This window comes from Gulosibacter sp. GYB002 (assembly GCF_036577665.1).
GTDB classification, from domain to species: Bacteria; Actinomycetota; Actinomycetes; order Actinomycetales; family Microbacteriaceae; genus Gulosibacter; species Gulosibacter hominis.
Genome location: NZ_JARBDD010000016.1, coordinates 141,717 through 159,438, shown reverse-complemented (window position 1 = coordinate 159,438; position 17,722 = coordinate 141,717). Strand labels below are relative to the sequence as shown.

The following is a 17,722-nucleotide window of genomic DNA, read 5'->3' as shown; positions in this document are numbered from 1 at the left end:
GCGGCGGGGCGAGCGCCCTCGCCTCTCGCTCGGGTACACCGAAAACAGGCAAAGCCACCGATATAGCGGTGTACCCCAGCAATTGCGGTGTACCCGAAGAAAGGCGCGGGGCGGCAGCAGCGCCGCGCCCAGCGCGCGGGGCGGCGGCAGCGCCCCGCCGGCCCAGCAGCAGCGCAGCACCCCCGGAAACGCGGGCGACCCCGCCGGCAAGCATCCGGCGGGGTCGCTGCGAAGAGGCGAGAACTACGCGCGCAGAGCAGCTGCGAGCGAGTCGAAGGCCTCGACGTAGGCGTCGATAGCGGCGTCGTCGTGGGTAACCGAGAGGGTCCACTCTTCCTCACGACCCGGGGTCATGAAGATGCCGTTGTTCATGTTCCACACCCATGCGAGGTCGGCCAGGGGGCCACCGGTGCGGGCGTTTTCCATGTACGACTCGTAGTCGACAACCTTGTTGTCCGAGAACACCACGCAGCCCTTCGAGCCGATACCCACGGTGTAGGCGATCAGGTCGTAGCGCTTGATGACGTCGTTACAGCCAGCAAGGATGCGGTCGTTGAGGTGAGAGAGGTGCGCGTAGGCGTCGTCGGTGAGCACGTCGAGCAGCGAAGCGCGAGCAGCGGCGAGGGTCAGCGGGTTACCGTTGTAGGTACCCACCTGGTACACCGAGCCGTTCTCAACAACCTCGGCAACCTCTTCGCTCATACCGATGGCACCTGCGGGCAGACCGCCACCGAGGGCCTTGGCGAGGGTCACCATGTCGGGCTTCACACCGAACTTCTCGGTTGCACCACCGGGAGCGATGCACAGACCGGTCTTCACCTCGTCGAAGATGAGGACGATGCCGTGCTTCTTGGTGATCTCACGCACACGCTCGAGGTAACCGGGCTCGGGCAGCACCACACCGAGGTTCATCATGGCGGCTTCCATGATCACACAGGCGGGGAGGCGGCCCTCAGCCTTGAGGTCTTCGATGCGCTTCTCCATGACGTCTGCGTCGTTGAACGGCACAGCAACGGTCATGTCGACGGTTGCCTGCGGCACACCGGCGCCGTAGGGGATCGACTTGTAGTTGTCGCGGGGGCCAATCTCCTGCTCGGGGATCCAGCCGATGTCAACCATGACGGTGTCGTGGTGACCGTGGTACGAACCGAAGATCTTCATCACGGTGTCGCGACCGGTGTGGGCGCGGGCGATGCGGATCGCGTCCATGGTCGATTCCGAACCCGAGTTGGTGTAGCGCCACTTCGGCAGGCCCCAACGGCGGGCGAGCTCGTCACCGACGACGATGGCGTCCTCGGTGGGAGCAGCGAAGTGCGTACCCATGGGGTAACGGTCGGCAACAGCCTTACCGATGGCGGGGTGTGCGTGACCCTGCACCATCGAGCCGAAGCCGTTGTGGAAGTCGTAGTATTCGTTGCCGTCGACGTCCCAGATGCGGGGGCCTTCACCCTTTTCGACGTAGATGGGCCACGGCTCGTGGAGCTGGTACGACGAGGCGACACCGCCCGAGAGGTGCTTCTGTGCAGCCTCGTAGAATTCCTTCGACTTCTGCGTTGCGGCGTTGAGCTTCTCTTCCTCGACCTTGATCAGTTCTTCGATGCGTTCGACGTTGATTGGGGTACCCATAAGAGTTCCTCTTTCATGCCCGGCCTGCGGCTAAAAGATTCGAATTTGATTCGTTTCGTGTCGATCCGACCGGCCTGGCGTCGGCGACAGGCGTGACCGCATCCGGCCACTCAAACGATTATAAACACCGTTCACTTAGTTTGTGGCTGGGAATGCGCTGACTACCTGCTGAATGGCGTCAGCAGGCCAATCAGCGCAACCAGCCGGAGTGCTACGCGTTGCGGTCGACCACGTGCATCGCACGGGATGCATCCACAATCGACCCGGATAGTGACGGGTATACGGCCCACGAGCTCGCAAATTCGTCAACGGTCAAGCGCTGCTCGATCGCAATCGACAGTGCCAACACCAGCTCGGATGCGCGCGGCGCCACGATCACACCACCAATGATGGTTCCAAGGTTATTATCGGCGATCAGCTTGACAAAACCGTCACGGAACCCCTGCATCTTGGCGCGCGGGTTGCTGGCCAGGTCGATCTTGTAGACGCTGCCCTCGCGGGTGCCCTCTTCGATGTCTTTTTGCTGCCAACCAACGGTGGCAATTTCGGGGTAAGTGAAGATGTTCGAGGCCACGTTCCGCAGCCCGATCGGTCGCACCTGGTCACCGAGGGCGTGGAACACCGCGGTGCGCCCCTGGGCTGACGCCACGGATGCGAGCGGGAAGAACGATGTGCAGTCACCGGCCGCGTAAATATTTGGCACGCTGGTGCGCGCCACACGGTTAACCCGGATGTGCCCTGATTCGGTCAGCTCAACTCCCGCATCCTCAAGACCGAGGCCTTCGGTGTTGGGAATTGAACCGACGGCCATCAGACAGTGTGAGCCACGCACTTCGGTGCCGTCTGAGAGGGTCGCCACCACCTCGTCACCGTCCCGCACCACTGATTCGGCGCGGGTGCGCGAGAGCACGTTCATGCCGCCGCGCTTGAACACTTCTTCGATTACGTCGGCGGCGTCGGTGTCTTCGCCGGGCAGCACGCGGTCGCGTGATGAGATCAGCGTCACTTCCGATCCGAGGGCGCGGTAGGCGGATGCGAACTCGGCGCCGGTGACACCCGAACCGACCACGATCAGGTGCTCTGGCAGCGTGCTGAGGTTGTAGAGCTGCTTCCAGGTGAGGATGCGTTCGCCATCGGGCTTTGCCGAGTCGAGTTCGCGGGGCGAGGCGCCCACCGCGACAACCAGGTAGTCATATTCGAGGCGGTCGAAGTCGGTGCCGCCAGGCGAGGTTGCTACCGCAACACCGCCGTGGTCGAGGCGCCCGTAGCCCTCGATAATGCGCACGCCGTGGTCTTTGAGGTTGCGGCGCATGTCATCCGATTGGTTTTGTGCTAGGCGCAGGATGCGCTGGTTGAGCTTGGTGAGGTTAACGGTCACTTCGCTGCTGCGCGGGTTGTTGTGGTCGTCGCGCACGTAGAACTGCACGCCGAGCTCCTCCGCGTCGCTGATCGCGGTGGCTGCTTCGGCCGAGGCGATGAGTGCTTTTGAGGGCACCACATCGGTGAGCACGGCCGAGCCACCCATTCCTGAGGCTTCGACGATGGTGACCTCGGCACCCAGCTGGGCGCCTGCCAGGGCGGCTTCGTAGCCGCCGGGGCCACCGCCGATAACGACAATCCGGTGTTTACGTTCCATGAACTTTGCTGCCGACATGGGGTTCATTTTGCCATGCCCGGATGCATTGGTGAACCTGATTAACTTTTTGCTGATCGGGCGCCCCGTTTTCGTGCGCCAGCAATCTTCAGCGCATTCCGAAATTGTGCATCCCACAACTACGTAGGCTTATTGCATGACAGATGAGCAGTTCACCAATCCGCTCGACAATCCCGCAGCCGATCCCGTTGAAATTGCGCAGCAGGCAGCCCGTGTGGTGGCCGAACGCACCGGGGTTGATCAGCACGATATTGCGCTGACGCTCGGGTCGGGCTGGGGTAAAGCCGCCGATGAACTCGGCGAAACCATCGCGGTAATACCGGCCGAAGAGGTGCCCGGGTTTAGCCGCTCGGCAGTGGCGGGGCACTCGGGCACGCTGCGCTCGATCCGCCTGGATTCGGGCCGCCACGCCCTCATTATCGGCGCCCGCACCCACTTTTATGAGGGGCACGGAGTGCGACGGGTGGTGCACTCGGTGCGCACCGCCGCTGCCGCCGGCGCGAAGGTCATGGTGCTCACCAACGGCGCCGGTGGCCTGCATCCCGAGTGGGCACCTGGCACGCCGGTGCTGATTCGTGACCACATCAACCTCACCGCCGCGTCCCCGCTCGAGGGCGCGACGTTTGTTGACCTCACCGATCTTTACTCGTCACGCCTGCGGGCGCTGGTGCACGCCAACGACCAGCTCGATGAGGGTGTGTATGTGCAGTTCCGCGGGCCGCACTACGAGACTCCGGCCGAGGTGCGCATGGCGGGCGTGATTGGCGGCGATATTGTCGGCATGTCGACCGCACTCGAGGCGATTGCGGCTCGCGAAGCAGGGATGGAGGTGCTGGGCCTGTCGCTCATCACCAATGCCGCCGCGGGCATTTCACCGACACCGCTTAACCACGCCGAGGTGATTGCCGCCGGTAAGGCTGCCGAACCCAAGCTGGCCGCGCTGCTCGTTCGAGCCGTGCAGTCGATTTTGAACGCATAGGAGTGCCCATGATTCCACTGCACCGCGTCAGCCAGACCGCAATTCGCGCGGCGGCTCAGCGCTGGCTGGAACAAGATCCCGACCCCGACACCCGCGCCGAGCTGCGGCAGTTGCTGGATGCGGCCGGCTCGATCGAGCCGCACGGCATCACGATCGCCGAGGACGACGACACCCCGCACGCGCAGGCGTGGCGGGAGCTGCGTGACCGGTTTTCAACGCGATTGAGCTTCGGCACCGCCGGGCTTCGAGGCCGGCAGGCTGCCGGACCCAACAGGATGAACCGGGTGACGGTCGGGCAGGCAGCGCGCGGCTTCGCCGACTTCTTGCTCGCTCGCGCCGAGCGTGACGGCACCGGCACACCCACGGTCGTGATCGGTTACGACGCACGCGTCAACAGTGATGTGTACGCGCATGATACGGCCGAGCTGATGCAGGCGGCGGGCGTTAATGCCACGCTGCTGCCGCGCATGATGCCCACTCCGGTGCTGGCCTTCGCCGTTCGTCACCTCAACGCATCCGCCGGTGTCATGGTTACCGCCAGCCACAATCCCAAGTGGGACAACGGTTACAAGGTGTATTTGGGCGGTGATGACCACGGTTCGCAAATTGTGCCGCCGAGCGACGGCGAGATCGCTGCCGCCATCGAGCGGGTTGCAAACCACCAGCTCGTTAACGAGCTGCCGCGCGACGCCGGCTATCAGATTGCCGACGAGTCGGTCATTGATGCCTATGTGGCCGAAACCGCGAAGGTTTTGCGTGGCCGGTTCGATGCCGAACAGCTCGCGAATTTCAAGGTGGTTTATACCCCGCTGCACGGGGTGGGATGGGACACCTATCGCCGGGTGCTGGCAGCCTGCGGTATCCCTGAGCCAGCGGTGGTTGCCGAACAGATTGAGCCCGATGGCAGCTTCCCCACGGTTGATTTCCCGAACCCCGAAGAGCCGGGCGCGCTCGATCTCGCCTATGCAAAGGCCGACGAGGTTGGCGCCAATCTGGTGATTGCCCACGACCCCGACGCCGACCGGCTAGCGGTGGCGCTGCAGGATGTGCACGGCCAGTGGCAGCGCCTGGGCGGTAACGATATCGGCAAATTCCTCGGCTGGCGTGCTGCTGAGGCGGCAAAAGCTGCAGGCACGGGTGGCACGCTGGCGACCTCGCTGGTGTCATCCCCCGCGATGTCGCGGGTGGCGCAGGCATACGACCTCGACTATGTCGAAACGCAGACCGGCTTCAAGTGGATTTCGCGCACCGACGGCATCATTTTTGGTTACGAGGAGGCGCTGGGCTATCTCGTCGACCCCAATAAGGTGCGCGATAAAGACGGCATTTCGGCGGCGGTCGCGATGCTAGATCTTGCGATCTGGCTGGCCGGCGAGGGGCGCACGCTACACAGTCTCGACGACGAGTTTGCGGAACGATTCGGCGCGTTTTCATCCCGACAGGTTTCGGTGCGCTTTGACGAACCAAACCAGCTGGGCGCGACAATGAGCCGACTGCGCGAGCAGCCGCCCACCGAGATCGATGGCGTGCCGGTGGCCGAGTTTTTTGATTTCGAAACCGCGGCTGAACCGGCAAATATTTTGCGCATCCGACTCGCTGACGACACCCGCATCATGGTGCGACCCTCAGGAACCGAGCCAAAAATTAAGTCGTATATTGATGCGGCTTCGAGTGAGGGTTCGGTTGCGCAGCGGCGTGCGTCGGCTGAGCAACGTGCGGATGCTGCGGCAGCGGCAATGCGGGCGGTGCTACTGGGCTAGTGGCTCGGCCCCGCTCCCCCGGCTCAACAATATGGCCCCGGCTCGGCACTGCGCCGCAGCCGGGGCCGTGCTTTGTGCAACCCACACGAGCCGCTAGTGCTGCAGCTCAAGCATCGGCAGTTCGGCGCGCAGCAGCGCCACCAGGTCTTGCGGTTGTGTGCTGCGCACCGCGCTCACCACCAGGTCGGGGTTGTTTTCGAGCGCGGTGGCCACACCGGCGATCACTCCGAGATGCTGCGCCGAGTTCGTGGTGGTGATTCCCACGACAAGTCCCACCGGGTCGAAGTGCGGGTGCTCAAAATTCACGCCGTCGGGGAACGTCACCGCCGACAGCCCGTTACGTACGACGTCTGGACCTGGCTGCGCGTGCACGAGCGCCAGGTTTGGGGCGATCACCATATAGGGCCCGAACCGGTCGATCACGTTAATGAGTCTCCGCTGGTAGCCTTGCCGCGCGCATCCGGCCTGCACGAGCAAATCACCCGATTGGGTGACCGCCTCTTGCCAGGTGTTGGCTCGGCTGCCGAGCCGCACCAGCTGCTCGTCAAAATGTACTTGGATTCGTTTGTCGCTGCTCATTATTCCGCTCTGCCCGTTGCCGCGGCCGGGGGTTGAAAGCTGCGGCGCAATTGTTCGCAGCGTCGGGTGATGCGCTCAGCGAGTGCTTCCCGTTCAGCTACCGGCAGGAAGGCGCCCTCTGCAGCGTTGAGCTGCAGCAGCTCGACTTCGTCGAGGGTGTAGTCAAACTCGGCTGCCAATAGCGCCAGTTCACGGCTCACGCTCGTGGCACTCATCAAGCGATTGTCGGTGTTGACCGTCATCGAGAATCCCAGCTGGAATAGCTGCTCGAATGGATGCGCGGCGAGGCTTGGCGTACCGGTTTGCAGGTTGGATGATGGGCACGATTCGACGGTGATCCGCCGGTCGCGCACCCAGCGGGCCACCGCACCCAGCTCTGCCGCTCCATCCGAGAGCGTGATGTCGTCAATCAGCCGGGTGCCGTGTCCGAGCCGCAGTGCGCGCGCATCCCGCAACGCCGAGGTGATCGATTCGATACCGTCAGCCTCACCAGCGTGGCAGGTGGCGGGCAGCCAGTGCCGGCAGCAGTAGTCGAGGGCTGCGAGGTGGTTCGAGGGCGGGAAGCCCGCTTCGGGGCCGGCGAGATCGAAGCCGCACACGCCGCCGGGTTCGGGCGAGGCGTGCCGCACCGCGAGTTCGGCGATCTCTGCTGAGCGGTCGGCCTGGCGCATGGCGCAGATCAGCTGCTGTACGCGAATATCGTGGCCGCGTTCGGCGGCCAGCTGCATCCCGCCAGTGATACCGTCACGAACCGCCGCAACCGCCTCGTCGAGGTCGAGGCCGCGCTGCTGGTGCTGTTCGGGCGCCCAGCGCAGTTCGGCGTACACGACACCGTCTGCGGCGAGGTCGAGCACTGCCTCGCGGGCGACGCGCTCAAGGTTCGCTGCACTTTGCATAACGGCGACGGTGAGCGCGAAGGTTTCGAGATAGCGTTCCAGCGATCCCGAGTCGGCAGCGGTGTGGAACCATTCGCCGAGCGCTTCGGGGGTTTCAGCGGGCAGGTCGATGCCGTCTACCCGTGCAAGCTCGATGATGGTTGCGGGGCGCAGGCCCCCGTCGAGGTGGTCGTGCAGCAGCACTTTGGGTACCGCCCGGGCGTCGATGCCGTCAGCAAGCATCAGCCGACCGACCTCAATGCGTGCCATTACGCCACCCTCCTCATTGAATCGCAGCTGGTCTGCATTTCGACACTGTCATCGTATCCGGCGGCGCCCCAAGGTTCGCCGTGCAGAACAACACTGAATGAGGTTCATTTTTGGTCGCATGCACACCCCGCCCGCGACACCCGGGCGAGGTGTGTCCGGGCCACCTAGTTCGCCTGGATGCGCTCGGCAATGAGCGGCGTCACCGACACTTCGGTGCCCGGTTCGCCCAGCTCGAGCGCACCATCGAGCGAGTCAAGTGCCAGCGCGAAACGGTCGGCGTTCTCGGCGTGCAGCGTGTAGAGCAGGTCTCCCTTGCGCACCGCATCGCCCGGCTTCACCGCCAGGTCGATACCAGCGCTGTGCACCACCGGGTCGGCGGCACGGGCCCGACCCGCGCCCAGTCGCCAGGCACCCACACCGAACTTGTACGCATCCTGCGCCATCACAACGCCGTCGCGCTCGGCCCGCACCTCGTGCTGTTCCGGCGCCACCGGCAGCGGTGCATCCGGATCGCCGCCCTGGGCGATCACAAACTTGCGCCACACATCCATCGCCTTACCGTCGCGCAGGTGCCCCTCAACATCGGCGTCGGGGATGCCCACCAACGCCAACATTTCGCGCGCGGTTTCGACTGTGAGCTCAACAATGTCGGCGGGGCCGCCGCCGGCCAGCACCTCGACCGATTCTCGAACCTCGTTCGCATTACCGATCGCGTAGCCCAGCGGCGCCTCCATCGAGGTGATCAGTGCCGACACCTTCACCCCGGCATCGGTGCCGAGCGCCACCATCGTTTCTGCCAGCTCGCGCGAACGCTCAATCGCACCCATGAACGAACCTGCACCATATTTGACGTCAAGCACCAGCGCATCCGTGCCCTCGGCAATTTTTTTCGACATGATCGAGGATGCAATCAGCGGAATCGCCTCGACCGTGCCGGTGATATCACGCAGCGCGTAGAGCTTCTTGTCGGCCGGTGCCAGGCCGGCACCGGCCGCACAGATCACGCCGCCAACCTCGTCGAGCTGCTGCAAAATCTCAGCGTTTGACAGCTCAGCACGCCAGCCCGGAATCGACTCGAGCTTGTCGAGCGTGCCACCGGTGTGCCCGAGCCCGCGGCCCGAAAGCTGCGGCACCGCTACCCCAAACGATGCCACCAGCGGCATCAACGGCAGGGTGATTTTGTCGCCCACCCCGCCGGTGGAGTGTTTGTCGGTTGTGGGCTTGTTCAGCGACGAAAAGTCCATCCGCTCACCCGAGGCGATCATGGCCTGGGTGAGATCGTGAATTTCGTGGCGCTCCATCCCCCGCAAAAAAATTGCCATGGCCATTGCCGCCATCTGCTCATCACCAACAAAGCCGGTGGTGTAGCGGTCAACGAGCCAGTTGATCTCGTCGGTGGTGAGCACACCACCGTCACGCTTGCGGCGAATCAGATCTACAGCTGCATACGGTTCGGTCATGTTTTTCCCTTTCGTCATGGCAGCGATTTGGCTATGAGCCGGAATATGCCCGGATGTGGCTAAGCCGGGGCCCGCCCGGCAAGATGGTCGGGCCCAAACGACTGCGGCAGGATCTCGTCAAACGACAGGATGCCGCGCGGTGTGTCGATGAGCATTTCGGGTGCTTTGAATTCGTTGAGCAACTGCCGGCAACGTCCACACGGCATCAGCACATTGCCTTCACCGTCACAGCAGGTGAAGGCCACCAGTCGGCCGCCACCGGATGCCTGCAGTGCCGAAACCAGCCCGCATTCGGCACACAGACCGCATCCATAGCTCGCGTTTTCGACATTGCAACCCGAGACGATGCGCCCGTCATCGACCAGCGCGGCCGCCCCCACCCGATAGTTCGAGTAGGGCGCGTATGCCTGCCGCATCGCCGATCTTGCCGCGGCGCGCAATTCGTCCCAGTTTGGCTGCTCGACCACTAGTCAGCTTTCACATAGGGCACACCGTCGGCTGCCGGTGCGCGTGATTTACCAACGAACCCGACAACTGCGAGCAGCGTGACGATGTACGGCACCATCTGCATGATCTCGCTCGGCACATTCGCGCCAACCTGGTTGGCGAGCTCGGCGGTCGAGTTGGCAAAGCCGAATAGCAGCGCCGCACCGGCGGCATACACCGGGTGCCAGCGACCGAAGATCACCGCGGCCAGCGCAATATAGCCGTGACCCGAGGTGATGTTATCGGTGAATGCACCCACCTCGCCGAGGGTGTAGAACGTACCACCGGCGCCGGCGATGACACCCGAGAGCAGCACCGCGCGAGTGCGGTTTGCCACCACGTTAATGCCCACCGTGTCTGCAGCTTTGGGATGCTCACCAACCGAGCGGGTGCGCAAACCCCAGCGGCTGCGGAATAGCGCGTAGGTGAGCAGCGGTACCGCGACGAACATCAGGTAGGTGATGATCGTGTGCTGGAACAGCAGCGGCCCAAGCACCGGAATGTCGGCGAGCAGCGGAATCGGCAGTCGCTGGAATTTCACCGGGCTGTTGAAAGTGGCCGAGTCGGCGGCCATGAATCCCTTGAGGAAGAAGCTCGTGAGGCCGATAACGACCATGTTGATGACCACACCAACAACCACCTGCTCAACCCAGTAATGGATACCGAACACCACCAGAATGAGCGACACCAGCGCACCGGCGACCATTGCGGCGAGCAGACCGACAAGCGCGTTCTGGGTGATCGAGCTGACGAGCGCACCGGTGAAAGCACCGGCAAGCAGCTGACCCTCGATGGCGATGTTGACGACACCCGAACGCTCCGAGACAATACCCGCCATCGAACCGAATACGAGCGGCGTTGCCAGCGCGACGGTACTGGTGAGCAGCCAGGTGAACGGCACCATCGAATCGGTGCCGATCCACAGGATCAGCGCGATCACCCAGCAGAACCCGAATAGCGCGAGCAGCCAGGGGCTGAGTTTGGCGCGCCGCCAGGCCTGCAAACCGGCCAGTGCGGTGACGGCCACCATGACCAGCAGCAGCACCAGGTTGGTCGTGAAAGTGGGCACCGAAAAATCGGGGTTGTGGTCACCGACCGCGTTGATGCTCGTGACGGCAGTGGTCGGCACGCTGACCACAAAAACCAGCAGCGCGATGAGCGTCATAACGCCCATCAGCACCGTGCCCTTCCACTTGCGAGGAGCGACTTCAGCGGTCACCGTGGCGGTGTTTTCAACTGCAGTAGTTGCGGTAGTCATTACGCTTCAACCTTCTCGTTAGTCCGGGCGGTCGTGGCGGTTACCTTCTTGCCACGGAATGCGGCAAAACGGTCAGCCATCCGGATGCCGGTGGGTTTGGGCAGTCGGAAGATGCCGCGAATCAGCGGCGGAGCAGCAACAAAGAGCACGATGATGCCCTGGATCACCGGAATGATGTCACGCGAAATACCCGCGTTAACCTCCATCACCGCGGCACCGGCACGGAGCGCACCGAACAGCAGACCGGCAAACACAACGCCAACCGGGTGGTTACCGCCCAGCAACGCCACCGTAATTGCGCTGAAGCCGATGCCCTCATCCACACCCGGTGTGAAGCCCGAGGGGAACATACCCAGCGCCTGGGTTGCCGAGGCAATACCGATGAAGGCACCCGAGATCGCCATGGTGATGATCGTGACCATGTTCACGTTGATACCCGCAGTGCGGGCGGCGTTCGGGTTAATACCAACGGCGCGGATGCGGAACCCGATTGTTGAGCGGTCAAAAATCCACCAGAACACCACCGCGGCCAGGATCACGATGAAAAACCCGAGCGTCACACCGCCGATGTTCGGCAGCACCGCGGTTTCGAGAATCGCTTTCGACTTCGGGTTACCGGATGCACGGTCGTTGTTGAACAGCGGCTGCTTGAGCAGGAAGGTGATCCCGAAAAATGCAATCCAGTTGAGCATGATCGTCAGGATCACCTCGTGGGCACCGGTCTGCGCTTTCAACCAGCCGACAATCGCGGCCCAGATCGCGGCACCTGCCATCGCCGCAAAAATCGCCACGATGACGTGCAGGCCGACGGGCATCGGCATCGCAAAACCAACCCACGAAGCCAGCAACGCGCCCGCAAGAATCTGGCCCTGACCACCAATGTTGAACAGGCCGGCACGGAACGAAACCGCCAGCCCCAAACCGGCAGCAATCAGCGGCGTGGCGAAGGTGAGGGTGCTCAGCAGCGGCTTAAAACCGGTGCGCGGGTTAAAGATCGCGCCCTCAAACATGGCCTGGTAGGCCGAGCCGATCACCGAACCCATGGCTGTGAAGGTGTCACCGGGACGGCTGAAAAAGTATCCCATCGCCTGTCCGACGCGGTTGTCGGTGAACACCACGATCAGTGAGCCAACGAGAATGGCCAGCAGCACGGCGAGAATCGAACGGATCACATTGCCGCCGAGAATGTCGCGCCAAACCTCATGCCAGGGGCTGCGCTCGACGCTATCGAGCTGCTTTTCACTCGCCTGCGCCGTTGGGGTTGGGGTGAGGTTTGCCTCGCTCATGCCACCACTCCTTCTGCATCGCCTTCGGTGACGCCCTCTCGCAGCGCGTCAATTTTTTCAGCCGGGATACCGGCCATCATCTGGCCGAGGTCACCGCGCGAAACGGTGGGCGGCACAATGCCCATCGAGCGTCCGCCGTACATCACCATGATGCGGTCGGCCAGCTCAACCACCTCATCGAGCTCGGTCGAAACGATGAGCACCGGGATACCCGAGTCGCGCGCCGCAATGATCTGCTCGTGCACGAACTCGATCGAACCCACATCCAGGCCGCGCGTGGGCTGCGAGGCAATCAGCATGCGCAGATCGCGGCCGAGTTCACGCGCGAGCACCACCTTCTGCTGGTTACCGCCCGAAAGCCGCCCGGCATGCGTCTCGATCGACGGGGTGCGAATGTCAAACTCTTCGATCGCCACCTCGGCGTTGCTGCGAATGGCCCCCAGCCGCAACCCACCAGCTTTTGAAAACGGTTCCTGGTCGATGCGGTTGAGCACCAGGTTTTCGGCGATGGTGAACTCGCCCACCAAGCCGTCCTTGGTTCGGTCTTCGGGCACAAAACCCACACCCGCGTCGATGGTGCGGCGCACCGACTGGTTGCGCAGCTCCTTCCCATCGAGTGCGATCGAGCCCTTCACCTGCGGCTGCAGACCCAAAATCGCCTCCGCCAATTCGGTCTGGCCGTTCCCCTGCACACCGGCAACAACCAGCACCTCGCCCCCGCGAATCGAGAACGAGAGATCGTTGATGCGCATCGAGTTGTCGGGGCCGAACACGGTCAGCCCGCGCACCCGGAATGCTTCTTCGCCAAGTTTCGGCGGGTTTTTGTCAACCGTGAGGTCAACGGCGCGACCCACCATGAGTTCGGCCAGTTCTTCATTGGATGCGCTCGGGTCGGCGCTACCGACCAGCTTGCCGCGGCGAATCACCGTAATTTTGTCGGCAACGGCGCGCACCTCGCGCAGCTTGTGCGAGATGAACACAATCGAGGTGCCCTGTTCACGCAGCTGCTTCATAATTTCGATCAGCTCATCGGTCTCCTGCGGCGTTAGCACCGCAGTGGGCTCATCGAGCACGAGGATGTTGGCGTCCTGCGAGAGTGCTTTGATGATCTCCACCCGCTGCTGCGCACCGACCGAAAGATCTTCCACCTTCGCATCCGGGTCGATGTCGAACCCGAAGCGATCAGAAATCTCGCGCACCCGCTGGCGGGCCGCATCCAGGTCGAGCACACCACCGAAGCGAGTCGGTTCGTGACCCAGGATGAGGTTTTCGGCCACCGTGAACACCGGGATCAGCATGAAGTGCTGGTGCACCATACCGATACCCGCGCGCATCGCATCCCCGGGACCATCAAAGTTCTGCGCCTGGTCGTCGAGCAGAATCTCGCCCTCTTCGGCGTGGTAAAGGCCGTAGAGCACATTCATCAGCGTCGATTTGCCGGCACCGTTCTCACCCAGCAGCGCGTGAATTTCACCGCTCTCAACGGTGAGATTGATGTTGTCATTGGCGGTAAAGTCACCGAATCGCTTGGTGATTCCGCGCAGTTCGAGTTTCATAGGTCCATCCTCGTCGATTTACCCGCGGCTGCGGGCCCCGGTTGCCGTCATCTCGCGGTGGCATTGCCAGAAACTACAGCCCATTCTGCCAAGTGAGCCCGCCAAACGTTGCCGTTCGGCGGGCTCACCGCTGGACTATCGCTACAGCTCCCGATTACTACTGGGCAGGCTTCGGCGAGGCAGGCGAGTTGATCTCGATCTTGCCGTCGATGATGTCCTGCTTGAGCTGCTCGATTTCATCGGTCAGACCATCGGGCAGGTCCTTCTCGAACTCACCGAAGCTCGAAAGGCCCACGCCCTCGTTTTCGAGGGTGCCGGTGTAGGCGCCACTTTCGAACTTGCCCTCAACATCCGACTTGATGGCGTCGAACACGGTCACGTCGAGACCCTTCTGCACCGAAACGAACACGCGGTCGGCGATCGACGGGTCTTGCTTGGCGAGGTCGCTGTCAACACCGATGATCAGCGCGTCGCTGCCGGCGTCCTTGATAGCTTCAACACCACCCTGGTAGAGGGGACCACCAACAGGCATGATGATGTCGGCACCGCGAGCGAGGAAGCCCTCGGTGATCTGCTTGGCCTTGGCCTGGTTGCTGAAGTCACCAACGAACGAACCCTTCTGGTCGTCGATGTTCCAGCCGAGCACCTTCACATCAGTGCCCTTCTGCTCGTTGTAGTAGCGAACGCCCGCATCGAAACCGTCCATGAAGATGGTCACGGTGGGGATCTGCGCACCGCCGTAGGTGGCCACGGTGCCGCTCTCGGTCTTCGCTGCCGCTGCGTAACCCGCGAGGAACGCAGCCTGTGCGGTGTCGTAGTTCAGGCCGAGAATGTTTTCACCCTCGAGCCAGTCAACGTCAACGATTGCGTAGTGCACGTCGGGGTGCGCGTCAGCCGACTCCTGAGTGGCGTCAGCCAGCTTGAAGCCGACGGGAATGATGATGTTGCAGCCGGCGCCAATCATGGCGTTGAGGTTCTCGGTGTAGTCACCCTCGGTGGTCGACTCGGCCTCGCGGGTCTGAATGCCAAGCTCGGTCTCGGCCTGCTTAAAGCCGGCGTACGAGAGCTCGTTGAACGAGCGGTCGTCGAAGCCACCCTCATCCGAAACGATGCAGGCCAGGTAGTCCGAGTTGTCACCGGCGGCACCGCTTGCCCCGGGCCCACCGGGGGCAGCACCACAGGCGGTCAGCGCCATCGAAGCGGTCGCCAAAAGTCCAAATGCCGAAAGAATCTTCTTGTTACGCGAAGTCACCGGGTTCCTCCTTGGTTGATTCGCTACAGCGCGAATTCCTCAGATAGATCCTACTTGGATTTTCCGAGGCTGTTCGCCAAAAGTTTGGCAATTGTTTGCGATCTACAACACTTCGGGATGCGAAGAGTCGCGAAGCTTGGCAACGAGCTCCTTAACCTGTTGCGCACGAGCGCAGGTGGTGACCAGCAGCGCATCCTCGGTATCGACCACAACAACATTCGGGATGCCAGCAACGGCAATCACCCGATCGGTGCGGTTCACGACCAGCCCGGTCGCATCGTGCGACACCACCCGGTCAGCATCCCCGATCACCGTAATTGCCGCGTCCGAATCGGCTTCGAGATGCACTCGCGAAACCGATGCAAAGTCGCCAACGTCATCCCAACCGAAAAAGCCGGGGATGACCGCGAGCGCGCCCTGTTTCGCCGCAGGTTCGGCAACGGTGTAGTCAATCGCAATCTTGTCGAGAGTCGGCCAGATCCGTTCGACCACCGCATCCCGCTGGTCGGTGTCCCATGCCGCAGCGATCTCCCGCACCCCGGCGGCAAGCTCGGGCGCATTCTCGGCCAGCACCTCGAGCAGACGCGCCGCCTTAGCAATGAACATGCCGGCATTCCAGAGATACTCACCCGACGACACATAGCGGCGCGCGGTGCCGAGGCTCGGCTTTTCAACAAACGCTTCAACCGCCCGCGCCGACGGTGCCCCCGCAATCGAAAGCGGGTCGCCAGCGCGGATATATCCGAAGGCAGTGGAGGGCTCAACCGGCTGGATCCCGATGGTGACGATATAGCCATCCTCGGCAGCCCCAACCGCCTCGCGAACGGCACGCCGGAAGCGCACATCCGAATGCACCAGGTGATCGGCAGCAAACGAACCGAGCAGCGCGCCCGGGTGGCGCTGCTCCAAAATTGCCGCTGCCAGCCCGATGGCGGCCGATGAGTCGCGGCCACTGCGTTCAAGCACAATATTTTCGCCACCAAGTTCGGGCAGTTGCTCGCACACCTCACCGGCATGGGCTTCGCCAGTGACCACCATGATGCGCTGTTCGGTGCACAGCGGGACCAGCCGCAGCCAGGTTGAGCGCAGCAGCGTCTCGCCGGTTCCGGCAATATCGTGCAGGAACTTGGGCCGATTTGCTCGGCTCAGCGGCCACAGACGCGAACCCACTCCCCCGGCTGGAATAACGGCATAGAAGTTGTCGAGATTCGGTGACATGAGTTCCACCGTACTTGTCGAAGGCCCAGCACCCGCGCTACGGCACGCAAAACCATCCGCTCGGCTGACCCGTACATCCGCACCTGTTCGCCTCGTATTCACCACCGCGACACCCGGATTTACTCGTACGCCACCAGCCCGACCTATAGTCAGGGCACTATGCGAGTTGCCGTCGTTACCGAGAGCTTTCTCCCCACTATTAACGGGGTCACCAATAGCGTGAAAAAAGTGCTCGACCATCTGGCGCTACGCGGCCACGAGGCCATCGTCATCTGCCCCGCCGCGGATGCACCCGAAAGCTACGCCGGTTTTAAAGTGCACCAGGTGCCGGCCGTCGCCGTGCGCGAGTTCCCGGTGGGGCTACCCAACCTCGCCGTACAGCGCATCCTCGACGATTTTGCGCCCGATGTGCTGCACGCTGCCTCGCCCGTGCTGCTCGGCGGCCACGCTATTTTGGCGGCCAAACGGCGCGGCATCCCCGCCGTCGCAATCTTCCAGACCGATATCGCCGGTTACACCGCACGCAATGGCGTTGGCCTGATGCGCGAACTGGCCTGGTCGGTGCTGCGCTATGTGCACAACCAGGCCGACCGCACCCTCGCCCCCTCTACGGCCTCGATTCGCGACCTCGCCCGCAACCGCATCGAGCGCGTCGAGCGCTGGGGTCGCGGCGTCGATCTGCAGGCATACCACCCGCAACACCGACAGGATGCAGCAACCAGGCGGCTCCGTGCCGAACTGGCCCCCAACGGCGAAACCGTGATCGGCTACGTGGGGCGCCTGGCTCCCGAAAAGCAGGTGGAACGGCTCGCGCAGCTGCGCGGGCTACCCGGGATTCGCATCGCCATTGTTGGGGATGGGCCCAGCGAGCCGGCACTGCGCGCCCAGTTTGCCGAACTTCCGGTGGTGTTCCTCGGCCGCCGCACGGGCGCCGAACTTTCAAGCGCCTACGCGGCCTTCGATGTTTTTGTACACACCGGCACCGAAGAAACGTTCGGTCAAACCCTGCAGGAAGCGCACGCCACCGGCCTACCGGTAGTTGCACCGCTGGCTGGCGGCCCGATCGACCTGATCACGCACGGCACCGACGGCTACCTCTTTGATCCTTCGATCGACGGCGGCCCCGACAGCATGCGCAACTACATTGAGCGACTCGTTGAAAACGCCCCGCTGCGAGCACGCATGGGAGAGGCTGGTCGACGGCGGGTGCTCGACCGCTCGTGGGAGAGCGTGTGCGATGAACTTGTCGACCACTACCGAGCCGTTTGCGTCCCCGCCGCAATCACAACAGCAGCCTCATAGCGCGACCGCACCCGAAGCATCCCAAATGAATCGACCACGTTTCCAGCTCATCCCCATAAGGGGGTAACCTGGGAGTGCATTGCGTGCCGACTGCGAACTCGCATTCGACCAAACCACCCGTGCGACCGGTACGGCGCCGGGGCCAAACAACAGAAGGGTAG

Annotated in this window: 14 protein-coding genes; 3 read left to right on the top strand and 11 right to left on the bottom strand. The window is 63.0% G+C overall.

The window, feature by feature from the left end:
* Positions 1-243: 243 nt before the first annotated feature.
* Positions 244-1,626 (bottom strand): aspartate aminotransferase family protein, encoded by a 1,383-nt coding sequence (locus PV375_RS10360; protein WP_332107246.1) that lies wholly within the window; start codon positions 1,624-1,626, stop codon positions 244-246.
* A gap of 211 nt (positions 1,627-1,837) precedes the next feature.
* Positions 1,838-3,289: an NAD(P)H-quinone dehydrogenase gene (locus tag PV375_RS10355; protein ID WP_332107245.1), complete on the bottom strand. Its 1,452-nt coding sequence runs from the start codon at positions 3,287-3,289 to the stop codon at positions 1,838-1,840.
* 127 nt (positions 3,290-3,416) lie between these two features.
* Between PV375_RS10355 and PV375_RS10350 the strand changes: the two genes are divergently transcribed.
* Both PV375_RS10350 and PV375_RS10345 read left to right on the top strand, forming a co-directional pair.
* Positions 3,417-4,259 (top strand): purine-nucleoside phosphorylase, encoded by an 843-nt coding sequence (locus tag PV375_RS10350; protein ID WP_332107244.1) that lies wholly within the window; start codon positions 3,417-3,419, stop codon positions 4,257-4,259.
* 8 nt (positions 4,260-4,267) lie between these two features.
* The gene (locus PV375_RS10345; protein ID WP_332107243.1) at positions 4,268-6,019 is read left to right on the top strand and encodes a phospho-sugar mutase; all 1,752 of its coding nucleotides are present in this window, start codon (positions 4,268-4,270) and stop codon (positions 6,017-6,019) included.
* 93 nt (positions 6,020-6,112) lie between these two features.
* On the opposite strand, the gene PV375_RS10340 is transcribed toward PV375_RS10345, so the two are convergent.
* From PV375_RS10340 to PV375_RS10300, 9 genes are all read right to left on the bottom strand, one after another.
* Positions 6,113-6,598 carry a PTS sugar transporter subunit IIA gene (locus PV375_RS10340; RefSeq protein ID WP_332107242.1) on the bottom strand — a complete coding sequence of 162 codons (486 nt, stop codon included), beginning with the start codon at positions 6,596-6,598 and terminating at the stop codon, positions 6,113-6,115.
* Positions 6,598-7,743: an adenosine deaminase gene (locus PV375_RS10335; RefSeq protein ID WP_332107241.1), complete on the bottom strand. Its 1,146-nt coding sequence runs from the start codon at positions 7,741-7,743 to the stop codon at positions 6,598-6,600. Before PV375_RS10335 ends, PV375_RS10340 begins: the two co-directional genes overlap by 1 nt.
* Before the next feature lie 164 nt (positions 7,744-7,907).
* Complete coding sequence (locus PV375_RS10330) at positions 7,908-9,203, bottom strand: thymidine phosphorylase (protein ID WP_332107240.1); 1,296 nt, start codon at positions 9,201-9,203, stop codon at positions 7,908-7,910.
* Positions 9,204-9,262: 59 nt separating this feature from the next.
* On the bottom strand, positions 9,263-9,670 hold the full coding sequence (locus tag PV375_RS10325; RefSeq protein ID WP_332107239.1) for a cytidine deaminase: 408 nt from the start codon (positions 9,668-9,670) through the stop codon (positions 9,263-9,265).
* Entirely contained in the window at positions 9,670-10,947 is a 1,278-nt protein-coding gene (locus tag PV375_RS10320) for an ABC transporter permease (RefSeq protein ID WP_332107238.1), read from the bottom strand. Before PV375_RS10320 ends, PV375_RS10325 begins: the two co-directional genes overlap by 1 nt.
* Entirely contained in the window at positions 10,947-12,233 is a 1,287-nt protein-coding gene (locus PV375_RS10315; RefSeq protein WP_332107237.1) for an ABC transporter permease, read from the bottom strand. Before PV375_RS10315 ends, PV375_RS10320 begins: the two co-directional genes overlap by 1 nt.
* Positions 12,230-13,789: an ABC transporter ATP-binding protein gene (locus tag PV375_RS10310; RefSeq protein ID WP_332107236.1), complete on the bottom strand. Its 1,560-nt coding sequence runs from the start codon at positions 13,787-13,789 to the stop codon at positions 12,230-12,232. Before PV375_RS10310 ends, PV375_RS10315 begins: the two co-directional genes overlap by 4 nt.
* Before the next feature lie 157 nt (positions 13,790-13,946).
* Positions 13,947-15,041, bottom strand: a complete 1,095-nt coding sequence (locus PV375_RS10305; RefSeq protein ID WP_332107235.1) for a BMP family lipoprotein — start codon at positions 15,039-15,041, stop codon at positions 13,947-13,949.
* Positions 15,042-15,143: 102 nt separating this feature from the next.
* Positions 15,144-16,259: a mannose-1-phosphate guanylyltransferase gene (locus PV375_RS10300; protein ID WP_332107234.1), complete on the bottom strand. Its 1,116-nt coding sequence runs from the start codon at positions 16,257-16,259 to the stop codon at positions 15,144-15,146.
* Between the two features lie 159 nt (positions 16,260-16,418).
* Here PV375_RS10300 and PV375_RS10295 point away from each other — a divergent pair, with 159 nt between their 5' ends.
* Positions 16,419-17,561 carry a glycosyltransferase family 4 protein gene (locus tag PV375_RS10295; RefSeq protein WP_332107233.1) on the top strand — a complete coding sequence of 381 codons (1,143 nt, stop codon included), beginning with the start codon at positions 16,419-16,421 and terminating at the stop codon, positions 17,559-17,561.
* Positions 17,562-17,722: the final 161 nt, after the last annotated feature.

Excerpts from the sequence above, each read along its gene's own strand:
- PV375_RS10300 (WP_332107234.1), bottom strand. The coding sequence starts at position 16,259 with ATGTCACCGAATCTCGACAACTTCTATGCCGTTATTCCAGCCGGGGGA.
- PV375_RS10355 (WP_332107245.1), bottom strand. The coding sequence starts at position 3,289 with ATGAACCCCATGTCGGCAGCAAAGTTCATGGAACGTAAACACCGGATT.
- PV375_RS10320 (WP_332107238.1), bottom strand. The coding sequence starts at position 10,947 with ATGACTACCGCAACTACTGCAGTTGAAAACACCGCCACGGTGACCGCT.
- PV375_RS10330 (WP_332107240.1), bottom strand. The coding sequence starts at position 9,203 with ATGACCGAACCGTATGCAGCTGTAGATCTGATTCGCCGCAAGCGTGAC.
- PV375_RS10350 (WP_332107244.1), top strand. The coding sequence starts at position 3,417 with ATGACAGATGAGCAGTTCACCAATCCGCTCGACAATCCCGCAGCCGAT.
- PV375_RS10340 (WP_332107242.1), bottom strand. The coding sequence starts at position 6,598 with ATGAGCAGCGACAAACGAATCCAAGTACATTTTGACGAGCAGCTGGTG.
- PV375_RS10360 (WP_332107246.1), bottom strand. The coding sequence starts at position 1,626 with ATGGGTACCCCAATCAACGTCGAACGCATCGAAGAACTGATCAAGGTC.
- PV375_RS10345 (WP_332107243.1), top strand. The coding sequence starts at position 4,268 with ATGATTCCACTGCACCGCGTCAGCCAGACCGCAATTCGCGCGGCGGCT.
- PV375_RS10315 (WP_332107237.1), bottom strand. The coding sequence starts at position 12,233 with ATGAGCGAGGCAAACCTCACCCCAACCCCAACGGCGCAGGCGAGTGAA.
- PV375_RS10310 (WP_332107236.1), bottom strand. The coding sequence starts at position 13,789 with ATGAAACTCGAACTGCGCGGAATCACCAAGCGATTCGGTGACTTTACC.
- PV375_RS10335 (WP_332107241.1), bottom strand. The coding sequence starts at position 7,743 with ATGGCACGCATTGAGGTCGGTCGGCTGATGCTTGCTGACGGCATCGAC.
- PV375_RS10295 (WP_332107233.1), top strand. The coding sequence starts at position 16,419 with ATGCGAGTTGCCGTCGTTACCGAGAGCTTTCTCCCCACTATTAACGGG.